Here is a 13,682-nt window from a genome sequence, read left to right on the forward strand (position 1 = left end):
TGATCCGCCAGAAGTCGATCAGCTCGCACGCCGCGTCGATCTCCGCCTGGTATGGCGTCTTGGACTGGCCGAGCATCGTGGCGGCGTTCATTCGGGCGCGCCACGGGCCGGAGAGCAGCTCGGCGGCCTTGAGCAGGATGGCGGCGCGGTCGTCGAACGACATGGCTCGCCACCCGGGCGCTGCCTCCTTGGCGGCAGCCACCGCACGATGCGACTCCTCGACGGTGGCGTTGTGGAGCACGCCCAGCACGACGTCGTGCTTGTCCGGACGCCGGACCTCGACCGGGTCGCCGGAGCCGGTCACCCGCTCCCCGCCGATCGTGTGCGGCAGCTCGGTCTGGGCGGACCCGAGCTCGGCGAGGGCGCCCTCGAGCTCGGCCCGCTCGGGCGAGCCGGGCGCATAGTCGTGCACCGGTTCGTTGACCGGGGAGGGCACCTGGGTCACTGCATCCATGTCACGGCTCCTGAGGATCGATGATGGGGACGCGCTCGCGGCGCATCCCCCATCGTTACAGATCACTTCAGGATGCTGATCGTCCAGGGATAGCGGTAGAGCTCGCCGCGCCAGGCGCGCAAGGCCGCCAGTAGGTGGAACACGATGCTGCCGACGAAGACCGCGAGCCAGATGAAGAGCGCGAAGGGGATCCCGATCAGCGTGAGGAACAGGACCCATCCGGCGATCGTCGCCACCCACAGCAGGATGTTGAAGTTGAACGCGTTCGCGGCCGAGCGACGCACGAAGTCACTGCGGCCCCGGCCGTAGAGGTAGACGGCGAGCGGCCCCAGGAAGGAGAGCCACCCCGCAGACACGATCGCCGCGATGAGGGCCGACGCGTGGGCCAGGGCCGCCCAGGTGCGCTCGTCCTCGGCGTGCATGAGCTGGTGGGCCGATGAGCGAGGCTGCCGAAGAGGGTCTGAGGTCATACTTCGATTCTGGGGCGACACCCGCGTGCCGCACCATCATGGTCGCCCCTGAATGGCCCCTGACCCGACCCTGAGGTCGCTGCCGGTCCAGGTCAGCCGGCTGCGGCGACGTCGAGCTGGAGAGAACAGACGGGGCTGTGCGCATCGAGGATCCCGAGACCGTCGAAGAGCGCGAGGGCGAGCTCGTGCTGGCCGCGCGCATTCGGGTGCACGGTGTCGTCGAGCCAGGCGACAGGTGCATGCTCGGGCGAACCGGCAGCCGCCCAGAGGGTGGCGTGGTCGACGAGCGGCACGCCGAGCTCGCGGGCCACCGAGCGCACGACGTCGGCGTAGGCGGCGATCGTCCCTGGATCGCGTGCGTCGCCGGCCCCGACGAGTGGCGGGGTCTGCAGCAAGACGGTCGCACCGAGGTCGCGGGAGCGCTCGACGAGCTGCCCGAGGTCGTAACGGAAGGCGCGGTCACCGCCCTCGCTCTCGATCAGCGCGTCGTTGGTACCGAACATGGCCACGACGACGTCGGGTGCGAACCGGCCGACGCGCCAGTGGAACTCGGGCAGCAGGTCGGCCACCGTGGATCCGGCCACACCGGAGTTGATGACCGCGTCCTTGACCCGGCCGAGCTCGCCGCGCAGCCGCTCGGCGAAGTGCTCGACGAAGCTACGACTCCCGTGCGTGTGGCTCACGCCCTGAGTGATGCTGTCGCCCACGAAGACCCAGGTCAGGGGCGGCCCGGCGAGCATCTCGGCCAGACGCGCACCGTCGCGCCGCTCGTACTCCTCGGCGGTGAAGTCCATTGGCAGAACTTAACAGTGGGTGCGGCCGCCGGCAGGCGGCGACCAGCGGATGGGATGCCCGGCCACCGCCTGTCAGCCCGGTGCGCCACTCCTGCGGGCGTCGTCCTGGAATAAGCCAGTCACCTCGCCCAGCTCGGTCACGTCATACCAGAGCAGGGAGTCGGCCTCGTCCTGCACTGCTCCCGCGTGCGGGCCGGCTTCGTCGACGTGGAAGGACGCGATGCGCGACAGCGGCAGGTCATCGACGAGCTGGACCGCGCTGGCGGCTCCGACGCCGGCCCGGAGCACCTCCGGGTCGGCGTCGCCGGCCAGGACGAGACGGCGGTCCCCGCGGTGGTCGCGGCGTGCGGCCGCCGCGGCGACGGCGTCGACGAACGCGGCGTACTCGAGGTCCTCCTCGTCGAGGGCGGGAGCCTGGGCGGTCAGCTCGTCCGTCACGGCAAAGGCCTCGACCGGCGCGTCGACGCTCGCGGCCAGCGCACCGGTCTCCGCGAGGGCACGCAGCGCGGAGGCACCGAGTGGGACGTAGATGCGCACGACCGGCATCAGAGGTCCCGTCCGCTCGCCAGCTCGGCCAGGGAGTCGACGATCGACTGCGCGAGGACCTCGACGTCCGGCATCGCGTCGCGGTCGGCGTTGAGCCCGTAGTAGACCCCGCCGTTGTAGGACGTGATGCCGATGGAGAGCGCCTGGCCCTTGGCGAGAGGCGTGACCGGGTAGGTGGAAAGCATCTCGGCATCTCCTGCATACAGGGGGCTCTGGGGGCCCGGGACGTTGGTGATCATGACGTTGTAGATCCGTCGTGACATCGCGGAGCCCAGGCGGGCCCCCAGCGCGTGCAGGGTCGGCGGGGCGAAGCCGGCCAGGTTGGCGAGCGACGTCGCGCCCACCGCGTGGCCTCCCTCCATCTGCTGTCGCATGGCGAAGGCAATCTGGTGCAGCCGGATCGAGGCACCCGGCTCACCCACCGGGAGGTTGACGACGCAGGCCATCACCTGGTTGGCGTACATGCCGCTGGGGTCGTCACCATAGATGCTGACGGGCACCATGGCGCGCACGACGGTGCTGCTGCTGACGGCCTCACCCCGGTTGAGCAGCCAGGTGCGGAAGCCACCGGTGATGGTGGCGAGGACGACGTCGTTGATGGTGACGTCCTCGGCGTAGGCACCCCGGCCCAGCCTGGTCCGGACTGCGCGGTAGTTCTGCAGGTCAGTGGCGAGGTTGACCCAGCGGCGAGCCGTGCCGATCTGCGCGTTGAGCGGTGAGTCGGGTGCGGGCCGCGCGGCGGTGCGCACCAGGTTCGACAGCAGCGAGCCGGCCGACTCCGCGGCCCGCATGCCCACGGTGACCGCGTCGTGCATGCCGCCCCGGACGAGGTCGACGACCTGGGTCGGACGACGCACCGCGTCGACGACCGCTTCGGTCACGAGCTCGACGCTGCTCGGGGGCCGACGAGCCTCCCACCGCTCGACGTCGTCATCCTCCCCCACCTCACCGCGCTCCGAGTCGACGATGACGTGCGCGATGTCGAGGGCGTGGACGCCGTCGATGAGCGCGTGGTGGGTCTTGGTCACCAGTGCGAACCGGCCGTCGGCGAGGCCCTCGACGAGGTAGACCTCCCAGAGCGGACGGGACCGGTCGAGCTTACGGGGCTGGACGCGGGCGACGAAGTCCTGCAGCTGCCGGTCCTTGCCGGGCCGCGGTAGTCCCGTGCGCCGCACGTGGTAGCTCATGTCGAAGTTCTCGTCGTCGACCCAGACCGGGTTCGCGATGCGTCCCGGAACGTCGCGCACCTTCTGCCGGAAGCGCGGGATCGCGCCGATCCGGTGCTCGATGATCTGCACGAGCTGGTCGTAGTCGAAGCCGTCGGCAGGAGGCTGGAAGACCATGACCGAGCCGACGTGCATCGCCGTGGTGCCCTCCTCCAGATAGAGGAAGGAGGCGTCGAGCGAGGTCAGCCGGTCGGACATGGTCTCACTCTGCCAGAGCAGGCGCCCCGGTCAGCCATGGTTGCGACCGTGGAACACCCGGCTCATCCGTGGGTGGGACGCACGCCACGCCGAGACCGCCAGGACGGCCGCCGCCGCACCGACCGCCGCGCGGTGTCCGGGGCAATGGCCGTGGCCAGCTCACCGATCGCGTGGCGCAGCGCGGAGTCGGGAGCGTGCTCCACGACCGACCGGCCGGCGAGCAGTGCCGCGTCGGCTGCCGCGGGGTCGTCGGGGATGAAGTGGACCGCGCTGAGACCGGCGAACCGCTCGAGGGAGGCGGCGATCCGGGCCCGCGGCTCGCCGCCGACCGCTGAGGGACGGGTCCGGTTGATCACCGGCCGCGGCGGCCCCGAGGGCACGCCGCCGAGCTCCTGCAGCGCCCGGACGAAGCGCTGCAGGGCGACCGGATCGGCTCCTCCGACCGCAAGGACCTCGTCGGCGACGGCCAGCGAGGTCAGGGTCGACTCGTTGCGGCGCGGCGCCTCGGTGTCGTAGCTGAGCTCCTCGTCCTCCTCGAGGCAGAAGGCGCAGTCGATGATCACGTACTCGGCCAGAGACCTGCTCACGGTCAGGACCCGCTCCAGGGCCGCCGACCGGATCTCGGGCCAGCGATCGGCCCGGGGCAGCCCGGTCAGCACCCTGAGCCGCGGCGTGACCTCGGGGGCGACGCGGGCCAGCGAGATCAGGTCGAGGTCCCCATGCTCGGCGGCGCGGCAGGCGGCAGCGATGCCCGGTGCCTCGTCCAGCAGGCCGAGCACCTGCGCGACGCAGCCACCGTAGGTGTCGGCATCCACGAGCAGCACCGAGCGCCCCCGACTGGCCAGCTCCGCGGCCAGGGTCACGGCCACGGTGGTACGTCCGGGCGCACCGGGAGGGCCCCATACGGCGAGAACCCGGCCAGAGATGGGATCCAACGGGACCTCGGCGTCGAGGTCATCGACGCGGCCCTCGGGCGCAGTGGCGCTGCCAGGACCGGCAGGACGCCAGCCCCCGGCACCATCCCGGGCTACGGGCGCGTCCTGCGGACGGCCGGGGTCTGCAACTCCCGGGACCGTGACGACGGGGCTGCGGTCCCGCACGGCGGCCGCAAGAACCGGCCCCGGCGCGTCCACGGGTAGCACGACGTCGACGCCGAGCTGACGCAGGCGCCGCTCCTCTCCGTCGTTGTCGGGTGCGTGCAGGCCGACGACCCAGACACCGCGGGAGCGGAGAGCGGCGATGACGGTCAGGTCGAGCTGGCGCAGGTCCGCGGACACGACGGCGCTGTCGCCGAGCCCCGTGGCGGTGACGGACACGAGTTCTGCGACGTCCGCGCACCGACGCACGATCGTGACGTTGGGCATCGGTTCCAGACAAGCCGCGACGGCCGCCTCCCACCGGTGGCTGAGGGCGGTGACGACCGAGGTCATGAGCGGGCGGCCAGGGCACGGCCCGGCGCAGGCACGAGCGTCACCTTCGCCCCGCCGTCAACCGCTTCGATGAGGCGTTGCACCTCCCCACGGGGAACGTAGAGCTGGACGGAGGTGCGGGCTGCACTGCCCAGGCCGTTGGATGCCCCGAGCACTGCGGCGATGCCGACGCCCTCGAGCGCGCGCCGGGCCGTCGGCTTCGCACCATGCTCGCTGCCCGCCGGGACATCGCTGAGGAACACGTCGACCAGGGCGCCCGCCTGCAGCGCGGTGGCCGAGACCGCCTCGACACTGACCGTGACGAGCTGGACGTCCAGGGTGTCCCCGGGTCCGACCGCGACCTGGGGCACCAGCTCGCCGGCGCGCACGTCCCTCAGCACGAACTGCCCGGGGACAAGGGGCGCGCTCGCCGACAGGTACGGCGCGACGCCGTCTGCCAGGCGGACGTCGACGCGGGTGAGGGCCGTCTCGTCGACACGGTCCCCCACGACGAGGTTGCGGGTCGCCATGTAGACCGGGACCCGGTCGTCCATGCTCGCGACGAGGCGGGCGCCCAAGGTGGCGGCGAGCAGCACGAGCAGGACCCCGGCCAGCAGTCGGCTGTCCCGCCACGACGGGCGGCGCAGTCGTTTCGCGGTCGGTGTCGGTAGCTGGCTCATCGTTGCTCCCCCTCACGGCTGCGGGCGTCGCAGCACCCTTGTCGCGGGTTCATCCTGCCCGAAACGGCGCCAAACTGTCGCCCCGAAGCATGTCCTGTGGACAACGACCGCCGCGCCATGCACCCGGCCCTAGGATCGGACGACGCGTGTGAGCCACAGGGGACTCGGACCACGCGTCATGCAAAGTGCAGACAAAAGGTAAAGAGATGGTCAAGAATGTCCCAAGACATAGTCAAGTCCCCTGAGACACCAGGAGCAGTCGTGGCCCAGCGTTTCCTCCAGCTCGCCGAGGTTTCCGAGATTCTCAACATCTCCTCCGCCCAGGCCTACGCGCTCGTGCGCTCGGGCGAGCTGCCGGCGATCAAGATCGGCGGTCGCGGCCAGTGGCGCGTCGAAGCGACCGAGCTGGAGAACTACATCCAGCGCATGTACACCGAGACGCGTTCCTTCGTGAAGGCCCACCCGTTCGGCGGTGCGGGCGAGGAGGAGTGAACCATGCGCCTTCGCCGCCTCCGCCGTCACCGTCGTAGGCGCTGAACGACTTCGAGTGCCGAGAAAGGCACGACATGCAGGGCCACGACATTGCGAGCACGCCTCGGGACATCCGGGGCGTGCTCGGCCATCTCGACGTGATCTGAACCGACGACGTCGAGCGTCCCCACGAGACGCAGCCTCCCCGCGATGAGCTCGACGACCGATCGGTCGCGACTGATGCCTCGCAGTGCGGCCCCGAGCCCGAAACGGCGCGCCACGATCGACGGCACGACCGCGCCCGGAGCCATCCCCGTGACGGCGCGGATGGCGGCGGTGACGACGAGCGACGACGCCCCCGGGCCGCCCTCGACGAGGACCCAGTCCGGCCCAACGTCGCGGATGACCCCCCGAAGGCTGCCGCTCGGCAGGTGCACCGCCACCGGCGCAGCGCCCACCGAAGCGAGCAGGCGGGCCTGGACGTCGATCTGCGCCCGCTCGTGCCGGGTCCGGTCCGCCACCTCGGCATCCCGCTCCCGCAGGCCCTCCGCCTGCAGCTGCGCGTCGAGGTCCTCGAAGAGCTGGTCCCAGCGCATGTGTACACCTGTCTGTCGCCGTCAGTGATGACAGATAACCACACCCGCGCTCACTGCTGTTGCCAAACGAAGGCAAACACCGTTAAATCGCTTCATGAGCATTCCAATGGCGCCTTCCGGGACCGCAGATGGCACGGATCACAGGACGGCCAACCCCTCCGGCGGCGCCGTCGCGGGCCTGCTGGCGCTGGCCGGAGGCGCTCTGGTCTGGACGGTGCTGCTGCCCCTGAGCCGGTCCTCCTGGCCCGTCACACGGGCTGGTGTCCCGCGCCTCGACGACGCCATGACCGGCGTCTTCGCCTGGACGGCTCTGGCGGTTGCGGTCTGGCTCACCTGCGGCGCCACCCTCGCCGCCGTGGCCGCCGCCCCAGGAGCTCTGGGCCGCGGGGCCGGACGACTGGCGCAGACCCTCACTCCGACCCTTGTGCGTCGGTGGCTCACGCTCCTGCTCGGGACCGGCGTCGGCACGGTGGCTCTCCCCCTCGGCCCAGCGCTGGGCGCAGCGCCCGCCGCCGTGTCCTCGACGACGCGGGGTGACGCGGGCGCGCTGCCGCGGGCAGGCGTCCACCCGGCTCCGAATCCGGCATTCCGACCGGTGGTCGACCCCGGGCGGCTGCCGCGGGCGTCACAGGAGCCAGCTCCTTCGGTCCTGGGCGGCCCCTCGCCCGGCTATGGCCCGACCCCGGCCCCAAGAGGCACCACGTCCCGTGTCCCGGACCCCCGCTGGCTGCCCTCACGGCCCGTACCGACGGCAGACCCGGAGGCGACCGTGTTGCTCGCCCCCACTCCTCGCGCGTCCGCGGTGCCGGACGAGGTGGTGACGGTGCGTCGCGGCGACTCCCTCTGGTCCCTCGTGGCACGCCATCTCGGCCCCCGCGCCAGTGACCGTCAGATCGCCATGGCCTGGCCCGAGTGGTATGCCGCGAACGTCGACGTCATCGGCCCCGACCCTGACCTCATCCGCCCCGGCCAGCAGCTGCGCATTCCCACCCACGGAGTCGACCGATGACCATCAAGCCCGTCCTCGTCCGCCCGGTTCCCGACACCGAGCCCCCGCTGATCTCAGCCGAGGAGGCCTACCGGCCACCACCGCCGCAGCCCTATGCCCAGGCGGCGCTCGCGCTCGACTTCACCGTCGACCCGGAGGACGACAGCGCGCGGCGTCCGACCCTGCGCAGCCAGCTGCCCGACCCCCGCCCGTTCGTGGCCAAGATCGCGCAGGCGATCATCGAGGTGATCGCGGCCCAGCGGCCGGCGCCGCAGCTGATCCGGCACACGTCGCCCGCCATCTACTCGGGGCTGGCTCGCCGTGCCGTCGTGGCGGCGCGCCGGCAGCCGACGGGCCCCCGCCGCCCTGCGGTGGTTCGCCGGGTGCGGGTCTGCGAGCCGGCGGACGGCATCGTCGAGGCCTGCGCCGTCGTCGTGGCGCACGGCCGCGTTCGTGCCATTGCCCTCCGGCTCGAGGGGCTTGATGGCCGCTGGCTCGTGACGCAGCTCTCTGTCGGTTGAGCCAAGGCGCGAGGACACGAGCGAGGAACGAGCGAGGCCCGCAGCGCCGATTCGGCTCAGCCGACAAACGATGTCCGTCGGTTGAGCGTCCCGGACGACGACGGGCTGAGGACCCGACCGAGCGCCAGCGAGGGAGGCCCGCAAGCTGAGGAGGCCGGGCAGACGTCAAGGCGCGAGGACACGAGCGAGGAACGAGCGAGGCCCGCAGCGCCGATTCGGCTCGGCCGACAGACCGTGTCCGTCGGCTGAGCCGGACGGACGCGAGCCTCAGCGGCGCTTCCGCTTGACCTTCTTGCCGCGCCGGTTCGCCGGACGCTCGACAGGCTTCTGCCCGCCGCCGGACCGCACGACCGAGCCGTCCTCGCCGGGCGCGGAGTAGCTGAGCACCCGATCGGTGTCGCCCTCCGTGCGCAGGTCCACGCCGGAGACGCTCACGCCGGCGGGGACGGGCTCGCCGTCGACACGGTCCTCCTCGACGCCGTCGCCCGAGCCGTCCCCGGACGCGGCCCCGCCGAGGCCGGCCACCAGGTCCGACACCGCGCGAGGAGCGACCGAACCTGCCGCTGCCTGGGCGGGCGTGACCTGCACCTCGACGCTGAACAGGTTGGCGACGGACTCCTCCTTGATGGACTCCATCATCGCCTCGAACAGCTGGAAGCCCTCACGCTGGTACTCGATGAGCGGGTCGCGCTGGGCCATGGCCCGCAGGCCGATGCCCTCCTGCAGGTAGTCCATCTCGTAGAGGTGCTCGCGCCACTTGCGGTCGAGCACGGACAGGACGACGCGGCGCTCGACCTCGCGCATCGTCTCGGAGCCGAGCTGCTCCTCGCGGCGGTCGTAGGCTTCGTGGGCGTCGGTGAGCAACTGCTCGCGGAGCAACTCGTTCGTCACGAGCTGACGGCCGCCGGCCATGTCCTCGACCTGCTCGATCGTGAGGGACACCGGGTAGACCTGGCGCAGCGCATCCCAGAGGTGCTCGAGGTTCCAGTCGGCGGCGAAGCCCTCGGCCGTCGCTGCGTCGATGTAGCCCCCGATGACGTCGTTGACGAACATCCGCATCTGGTCGTGCAGGTCCTCACCCTCGAGGACGGAGCGGCGCTCGTCGTAGATCACCTGGCGCTGCCGGTTCATCACGTCGTCGTACTTGAGGACGTTCTTGCGGATCTCGTAGTTCTGGGCCTCGACCGCGCCTTGAGCCTTCTGGATGGAGTTCGTCACCATCTTGGACTCGATCGGCGTGGTGTCGTCCATCCCCGCGGTCTGCATGAACCGGTCGACGATGCCGGCGTTGAACAGCCGCATGAGGTCGTCGTTGAGCGAGAGGTAGAACCGCGACTCACCGGGGTCACCCTGGCGGCCGGAGCGGCCGCGCAGCTGGTTGTCGATGCGTCGCGACTCGTGGCGCTCGGTGCCGAGGACGTAGAGACCGCCGAGAGCGACGACCTCCTCGTGCTCCTCGGCCACCGCGGCCTCGGCCGCTGCAAGCGCCTGGTCCCAGGCTGCCTCATACTCCTCGGGCGTCTGCTCCGGGTCCAAGCCGCGGCGCTTCAGCTCGGCCACGGCGCGGAACTCGGAGTTGCCACCGAGCATGATGTCGGTGCCTCGTCCGGCCATGTTCGTCGCGACCGTGACGGCCCCCTTGCGGCCCGCCTCGGCGACGATGGCGGCCTCGCGCTCGTGCTGCTTCGCGTTGAGGACGTTGTGCCGGACACCGCGCTTGTTCAGCTGCTGGGAGAGGTACTCGCTCTTCTCCACAGAAGTCGTGCCGACGAGGACCGGCTGGCCCTTCTCATGCCGCTCGACGATGTCCTCGACGACGGCGTCGAACTTGGCCACCTCGGTCCGATAGATGAGGTCGGCCTGGTCGATGCGGATCATCGGCTTGTTGGTCGGGATCGGGATGACACCGAGCTTGTAGATCGAGTTCAGCTCTGCTGCCTCGGTCTGGGCGGTGCCCGTCATGCCCGAGAGCTTGTCGTACATGCGGAAGTAGTTCTGGAGGGTGATCGTGGCGAGGGTCTGGTTCTCGTTCTTGATCTCCACCCCCTCCTTGGCCTCGATGGCCTGGTGCATGCCCTCGTTGTAGCGACGGCCGGGCAGCATGCGCCCGGTGTGCTCGTCGACGATGAGGATCTCGCCGTTCATGACGACGTAGTCCTTGTCGCGCTTGAACAGCTCCTTGGCCTTGATGGCGTTGTTGAGGTAGCCGATGAGCGGCGTGTTGGCCGTGTCGTAGAGGTTCTCGATGCCAAGCAGGTCCTCGACCTTGGCGATGCCCGGCTCGAGGACTCCCACGGTCCGCTTCTTCTCGTCGACCTCGTAGTCGCCGCGCCCGTCTTCGCCGCGGTTCAGCCGTCGGACGATCTTGGCGAACTCGACATACCACTTCGTCGCGATGTCGGCCGGCCCGGAGATGATGAGCGGGGTGCGGGCCTCGTCGATGAGGATGGAGTCGACCTCGTCGACGATGCAGAAGTTGTGGCCGCGCTGCACGAGCTCCGCCGGCGACCACGCCATGTTGTCGCGCAGGTAGTCGAAGCCGAACTCGTTGTTGGTGCCGTAGGTGATGTCCTTGGCGTACTCGGCGCGCCGCTGCTCGGGCGTCATCGAGGCGAGGATGCAGCCGGTCTCGATACCGAGCGCGCGGTGCACGCGGCCCATCAGCTCCGACTGGTACTCCGCGAGGAAGTCGTTGACGGTGATGACGTGCACGCCCTTGCCGGTTAGGGCGTTGAGATAGGACGGCAGCGTCGCGACGAGGGTCTTGCCCTCACCGGTCTTCATCTCGGCGACGTTGCCCTGGTGCAGGGCCGCCCCGCCCATGATCTGCACGTCGAAGTGCCGCTTGCCGATCGTGCGCTTGCTCGCCTCCCGGACCGCGGCGAACGCCTCGGGCAGCAGGTCGTCGAGCGTCTCGCCGGCTTCGAGCCGCTTGCGGAAGTTCGGCGTCTCCTCGCGCAGCTCCTCGTCGGTCAGCCTCTCGAAGTCGGCCTCGAGGGCGTTGACCTGCTTCGCGATCCCCTGCAGCTTCTTCAGGGTCCGGCCCTCGCCGGCACGCAGCAGCTTCTCGATCACCATGGCCTTGTTCTCTCCCGACTGACTCGTGTGCTGCCCGCGGGCGCGCGACAGCCCCCGCGTCCGCACGGGACCCGCCTAGGCTAGCCGCCCATCGGTCTCCCCCACCAACGCGCGGGCACCCGCGCTCTGTTCCGGGGCGCGCCAACTGCCGTCGCGCGGATCTGCAGGTATGCCGCTCAGCCTGCTCCGAGGGCGGCTGCCGTTGCCCACCTCGTCCCCCACGAGAACGTGGGGCGGCTCGAGGCCGAGCCAGGTCGCCATCGCCTCGAGCTGGCGGCGCAGGGCGTCGGCGGCCCCCTTGGGAGGATCGGGCTCCCAGGTCACGGCGTGGCAGCGCAGCACGCCGTGGTGGCGGTCGGCCTTGAGGTCGCACCGGGCGACGAGGCGGTCGCCGAAGAGGAACGGCAGCACGTAGTAGCCGTGCACGCGCTTGTGCTTCGGCGTGTAGATCTCGATCCGGTAGTGGAAGTCCCACAGGGTGTGGATCCGCTCCCGTTGCCACACGAGCGAGTCGAACGGGCTGAGCAGCGCCTCGGCGTGGACACGGCGGGGAATGCGGGCGTCCGCGTGCAACCAGGCCTGGCGCCAGCCCGGCACGGACACCGGGATCAGCTCACCGTCGGCAACGAGCCGGGCGATGGCCGGACGTGCCTGCTCGCGCTTGAGCCGGAAGTAGTCGGCCAGGCACCGCTCGGACCCGATCCCGTGCGCGCGTGCGGCGATGCGGACCAGCTCCACGAAGCGGTCCGGGTCGGCCTCCGGACCGGGTCGGTCGAGCCACAGGTGGCGCACGGCGGGTGGTGGCGGTACATCGAGCGCGGCGTAGCGCCGTTCGAACTGGGGCGAGCGGCCGGCCGAGCTGATCCGGCCGGCCCAGAAGAGGAACTCGAGGGCCCGCTTGACCTCGGACCAGTTCCATCCCCAGTGACCGGTGGGGCGGGGCTGGTCGTGCTCGAGGGCCCGCTCGACCTCGGTGGCCGTGAGCGGGCCGCGGCGCTCCACCTCCTGCTGCACGAGCTCGACGAACTCCGGACGGTCGGCGAGGATGCGGCGCATCGATCCCCACGCCTTCTCGGCGGCCTGTCGCATCCGGAAGTCGAGCAGCGGCCAGGTCTCCGGCGGGATCAGGCTCGCCTCGTGCGCCCAGTACTCGACGAGGCGGCGGGGGGCGCGGTCACGGGCCCGGTCGAGCAGGGCGGTGTCGTACGGGCCGAGCCGCGAGAAGAAGGGCAGGTACTGGCTGCGGACGAGGACGTTGACGCTGTCGATCTGCACGACGCCTACCCGGTCGATGACGCGTTGCAGGTGGCGCATCGTCGCGCCGAAGGGCTCGGGCCGGGGGTCGAGGAAACCTTGCGCGGCGAGGGCGATGCGCCGGGCCTGCTCCAGACTGACCCGCCTGGCTGTCCCGCTCATCCCAGACCGCTCATGCTTTTGGTCGCGCCTCTTCCCGGCGCTCCGGACCTCCCTCGCTGGCGCTCGGTCGGGTCCTCACGCCGGTCGGCGCTCATGCGTCCGGGTCGATGAGCCGCTGCCGTACCGCATACATCGCCGCCTCCATCCGAGAGTGCATCTGCAGCTTGTCGAGGATGTTGCGAATGTGGTTGCGCACGGTGTTCTCCGAGATGAACAGTTCGCTGCCGATCTCGCGGTTGAGCCGACCCTGGGCGACGAGCTTGAGGATGTCGAGCTCTCGCCGGGTGAGCCTCGGCACCTCGAGACCCGGGGTGGGCGCCGCCAGCTGCTCGTGCTCGCTCAGATGGGCGAACTCGTTCAACAGCTTGGCGGCCATCATCGGCGAGACGAGCGCGTGGCCGTGGTGCAGGCCGCGGATGCCCGCCGCGACCTCCTCGGGCGGCACGTCCTTGAGCAGGTAGCCGTGCGCACCGGCACGGACCGCCTCGAAGAGGTGCGCCTCGTCGTCCGAGCTCGTCAACATGAGGATGCGGGCCGAGGGGACCCGCTGGCGGATCGCCCGGCACGCCTCGATGCCGCCCCGGCGCGGCATGCTCACGTCCATGAGGATGACGTCGGGCAGCGTCTCCTCCGCCTGCTCGACCGCCTCGATGCCGTCCGCGGCCTCGCCGACGACCTCGATGCCCTCCTCGGTGCCGAGGATCGTCTGGAGTCCTCGACGGTAGAGGGCGTGGTCGTCGACGATGAGGACGCGGATGCACTCGGGGCTTGGGGCTTGCACGATCGTCATCTTCGCAAAAACTCGGCGTGCCGGGGGCCCGACGTGCGGGCCCCC

General features: G+C 70.7%; 14 protein-coding genes. 3 read left to right on the plus strand and 11 right to left on the minus strand.

Annotated features, from left to right (window positions below; translation table 11 throughout):
- From N864_RS12970 to N864_RS13000, 7 genes are all read right to left on the minus strand, one after another.
- Positions 1–454: aldehyde dehydrogenase family protein (locus N864_RS12970; protein ID WP_034717402.1), on the minus strand; the 454-nt coding region annotated here is incomplete at its 3' end.
- A gap of 62 nt (positions 455–516) precedes the next feature.
- Entirely contained in the window at positions 517–924 is a 408-nt protein-coding gene (locus N864_RS12975) for a DUF4870 domain-containing protein (protein WP_240474314.1), read from the minus strand.
- Between the two features lie 92 nt (positions 925–1,016).
- Positions 1,017–1,718: an SGNH/GDSL hydrolase family protein gene (locus tag N864_RS12980; protein ID WP_034717404.1), complete on the minus strand. Its 702-nt coding sequence runs from the start codon at positions 1,716–1,718 to the stop codon at positions 1,017–1,019.
- A gap of 72 nt (positions 1,719–1,790) precedes the next feature.
- Entirely contained in the window at positions 1,791–2,264 is a 474-nt protein-coding gene (locus tag N864_RS12985) for a DUF6912 family protein (protein WP_051518544.1), read from the minus strand.
- The gene (locus N864_RS12990) at positions 2,264–3,688 is read right to left on the minus strand and encodes a WS/DGAT/MGAT family O-acyltransferase (protein WP_034717406.1); all 1,425 of its coding nucleotides are present in this window, start codon (positions 3,686–3,688) and stop codon (positions 2,264–2,266) included. The genes N864_RS12985 and N864_RS12990 overlap by 1 nt, the downstream gene beginning before the upstream one ends.
- A gap of 62 nt (positions 3,689–3,750) precedes the next feature.
- Positions 3,751–5,052: a CpaE/TadZ family protein gene (locus N864_RS12995; protein ID WP_240474315.1), complete on the minus strand. Its 1,302-nt coding sequence runs from the start codon at positions 5,050–5,052 to the stop codon at positions 3,751–3,753.
- Between the two features lie 62 nt (positions 5,053–5,114).
- The gene (locus N864_RS13000; protein WP_034717410.1) at positions 5,115–5,777 is read right to left on the minus strand and encodes a CpaB family protein; all 663 of its coding nucleotides are present in this window, start codon (positions 5,775–5,777) and stop codon (positions 5,115–5,117) included.
- Positions 5,778–6,038: 261 nt separating this feature from the next.
- On the opposite strand from N864_RS13000, the gene N864_RS13005 reads away from it, so the two are divergent.
- On the plus strand, positions 6,039–6,269 hold the full coding sequence (locus N864_RS13005; RefSeq protein WP_034717412.1) for a helix-turn-helix domain-containing protein: 231 nt from the start codon (positions 6,039–6,041) through the stop codon (positions 6,267–6,269).
- Between the two features lie 26 nt (positions 6,270–6,295).
- Here N864_RS13005 and N864_RS13010 read toward each other — a convergent pair whose 3' ends face one another.
- On the minus strand, positions 6,296–6,844 hold the full coding sequence (locus N864_RS13010; protein WP_034717414.1) for a hypothetical protein: 549 nt from the start codon (positions 6,842–6,844) through the stop codon (positions 6,296–6,298).
- A 94-nt stretch (positions 6,845–6,938) separates the two neighbouring features.
- On the opposite strand from N864_RS13010, the gene N864_RS23690 reads away from it, so the two are divergent.
- Together N864_RS23690 and N864_RS13020 are read left to right on the plus strand one after the other, a co-directional pair.
- On the plus strand, positions 6,939–7,853 hold the full coding sequence (locus N864_RS23690; protein ID WP_155892930.1) for a LysM peptidoglycan-binding domain-containing protein: 915 nt from the start codon (positions 6,939–6,941) through the stop codon (positions 7,851–7,853).
- Positions 7,850–8,353 carry an Rv3235 family protein gene (locus N864_RS13020; protein WP_034717415.1) on the plus strand — a complete coding sequence of 168 codons (504 nt, stop codon included), beginning with the start codon at positions 7,850–7,852 and terminating at the stop codon, positions 8,351–8,353. The genes N864_RS23690 and N864_RS13020 overlap by 4 nt, the downstream gene beginning before the upstream one ends.
- Positions 8,354–8,620: 267 nt before the next feature.
- Here the strand turns inward: N864_RS13020 and secA are convergent, their stop codons facing one another.
- From secA to N864_RS13035, 3 genes are all read right to left on the minus strand, one after another.
- The gene (secA, locus tag N864_RS13025) at positions 8,621–11,431 is read right to left on the minus strand and encodes a preprotein translocase subunit SecA (protein WP_034717417.1); all 2,811 of its coding nucleotides are present in this window, start codon (positions 11,429–11,431) and stop codon (positions 8,621–8,623) included.
- A 75-nt stretch (positions 11,432–11,506) separates the two neighbouring features.
- The gene (locus N864_RS13030; RefSeq protein WP_081793794.1) at positions 11,507–12,847 is read right to left on the minus strand and encodes a winged helix-turn-helix domain-containing protein; all 1,341 of its coding nucleotides are present in this window, start codon (positions 12,845–12,847) and stop codon (positions 11,507–11,509) included.
- A 91-nt stretch (positions 12,848–12,938) separates the two neighbouring features.
- Positions 12,939–13,637 (minus strand): response regulator, encoded by a 699-nt coding sequence (locus N864_RS13035; RefSeq protein ID WP_034717419.1) that lies wholly within the window; start codon positions 13,635–13,637, stop codon positions 12,939–12,941.
- Positions 13,638–13,682: the final 45 nt, after the last annotated feature.

It is taken from the genome of Intrasporangium chromatireducens Q5-1 (genome assembly GCF_000576575.1).
GTDB lineage: Bacteria > Actinomycetota > Actinomycetes > Actinomycetales > Dermatophilaceae > Intrasporangium_A > Intrasporangium_A chromatireducens.

What these genes read in the sequence shown, in the direction of transcription:
- N864_RS12980 (WP_034717404.1), bottom strand. Translation starts at nt 1,718, where the DNA reads ATGGACTTCACCGCCGAGGAGTACGAGCGGCGCGACGGTGCGCGTCTG.
- N864_RS12995 (WP_240474315.1), bottom strand. Translation starts at nt 5,052, where the DNA reads ATGCCCAACGTCACGATCGTGCGTCGGTGCGCGGACGTCGCAGAACTC.
- N864_RS12990 (WP_034717406.1), bottom strand. Translation starts at nt 3,688, where the DNA reads ATGTCCGACCGGCTGACCTCGCTCGACGCCTCCTTCCTCTATCTGGAG.
- N864_RS12975 (WP_240474314.1), bottom strand. Translation starts at nt 924, where the DNA reads ATGACCTCAGACCCTCTTCGGCAGCCTCGCTCATCGGCCCACCAGCTC.
- N864_RS12985 (WP_051518544.1), bottom strand. Translation starts at nt 2,264, where the DNA reads ATGCCGGTCGTGCGCATCTACGTCCCACTCGGTGCCTCCGCGCTGCGT.
- N864_RS13030 (WP_081793794.1), bottom strand. Translation starts at nt 12,847, where the DNA reads ATGAGCGGGACAGCCAGGCGGGTCAGTCTGGAGCAGGCCCGGCGCATC.
- secA (WP_034717417.1), bottom strand. Translation starts at nt 11,431, where the DNA reads ATGGTGATCGAGAAGCTGCTGCGTGCCGGCGAGGGCCGGACCCTGAAG.
- N864_RS13020 (WP_034717415.1), top strand. Translation starts at nt 7,850, where the DNA reads ATGACCATCAAGCCCGTCCTCGTCCGCCCGGTTCCCGACACCGAGCCC.
- N864_RS13035 (WP_034717419.1), bottom strand. Translation starts at nt 13,637, where the DNA reads ATGACGATCGTGCAAGCCCCAAGCCCCGAGTGCATCCGCGTCCTCATC.
- N864_RS13000 (WP_034717410.1), bottom strand. Translation starts at nt 5,777, where the DNA reads ATGAGCCAGCTACCGACACCGACCGCGAAACGACTGCGCCGCCCGTCG.
- N864_RS13010 (WP_034717414.1), bottom strand. Translation starts at nt 6,844, where the DNA reads ATGCGCTGGGACCAGCTCTTCGAGGACCTCGACGCGCAGCTGCAGGCG.
- N864_RS23690 (WP_155892930.1), top strand. Translation starts at nt 6,939, where the DNA reads ATGAGCATTCCAATGGCGCCTTCCGGGACCGCAGATGGCACGGATCAC.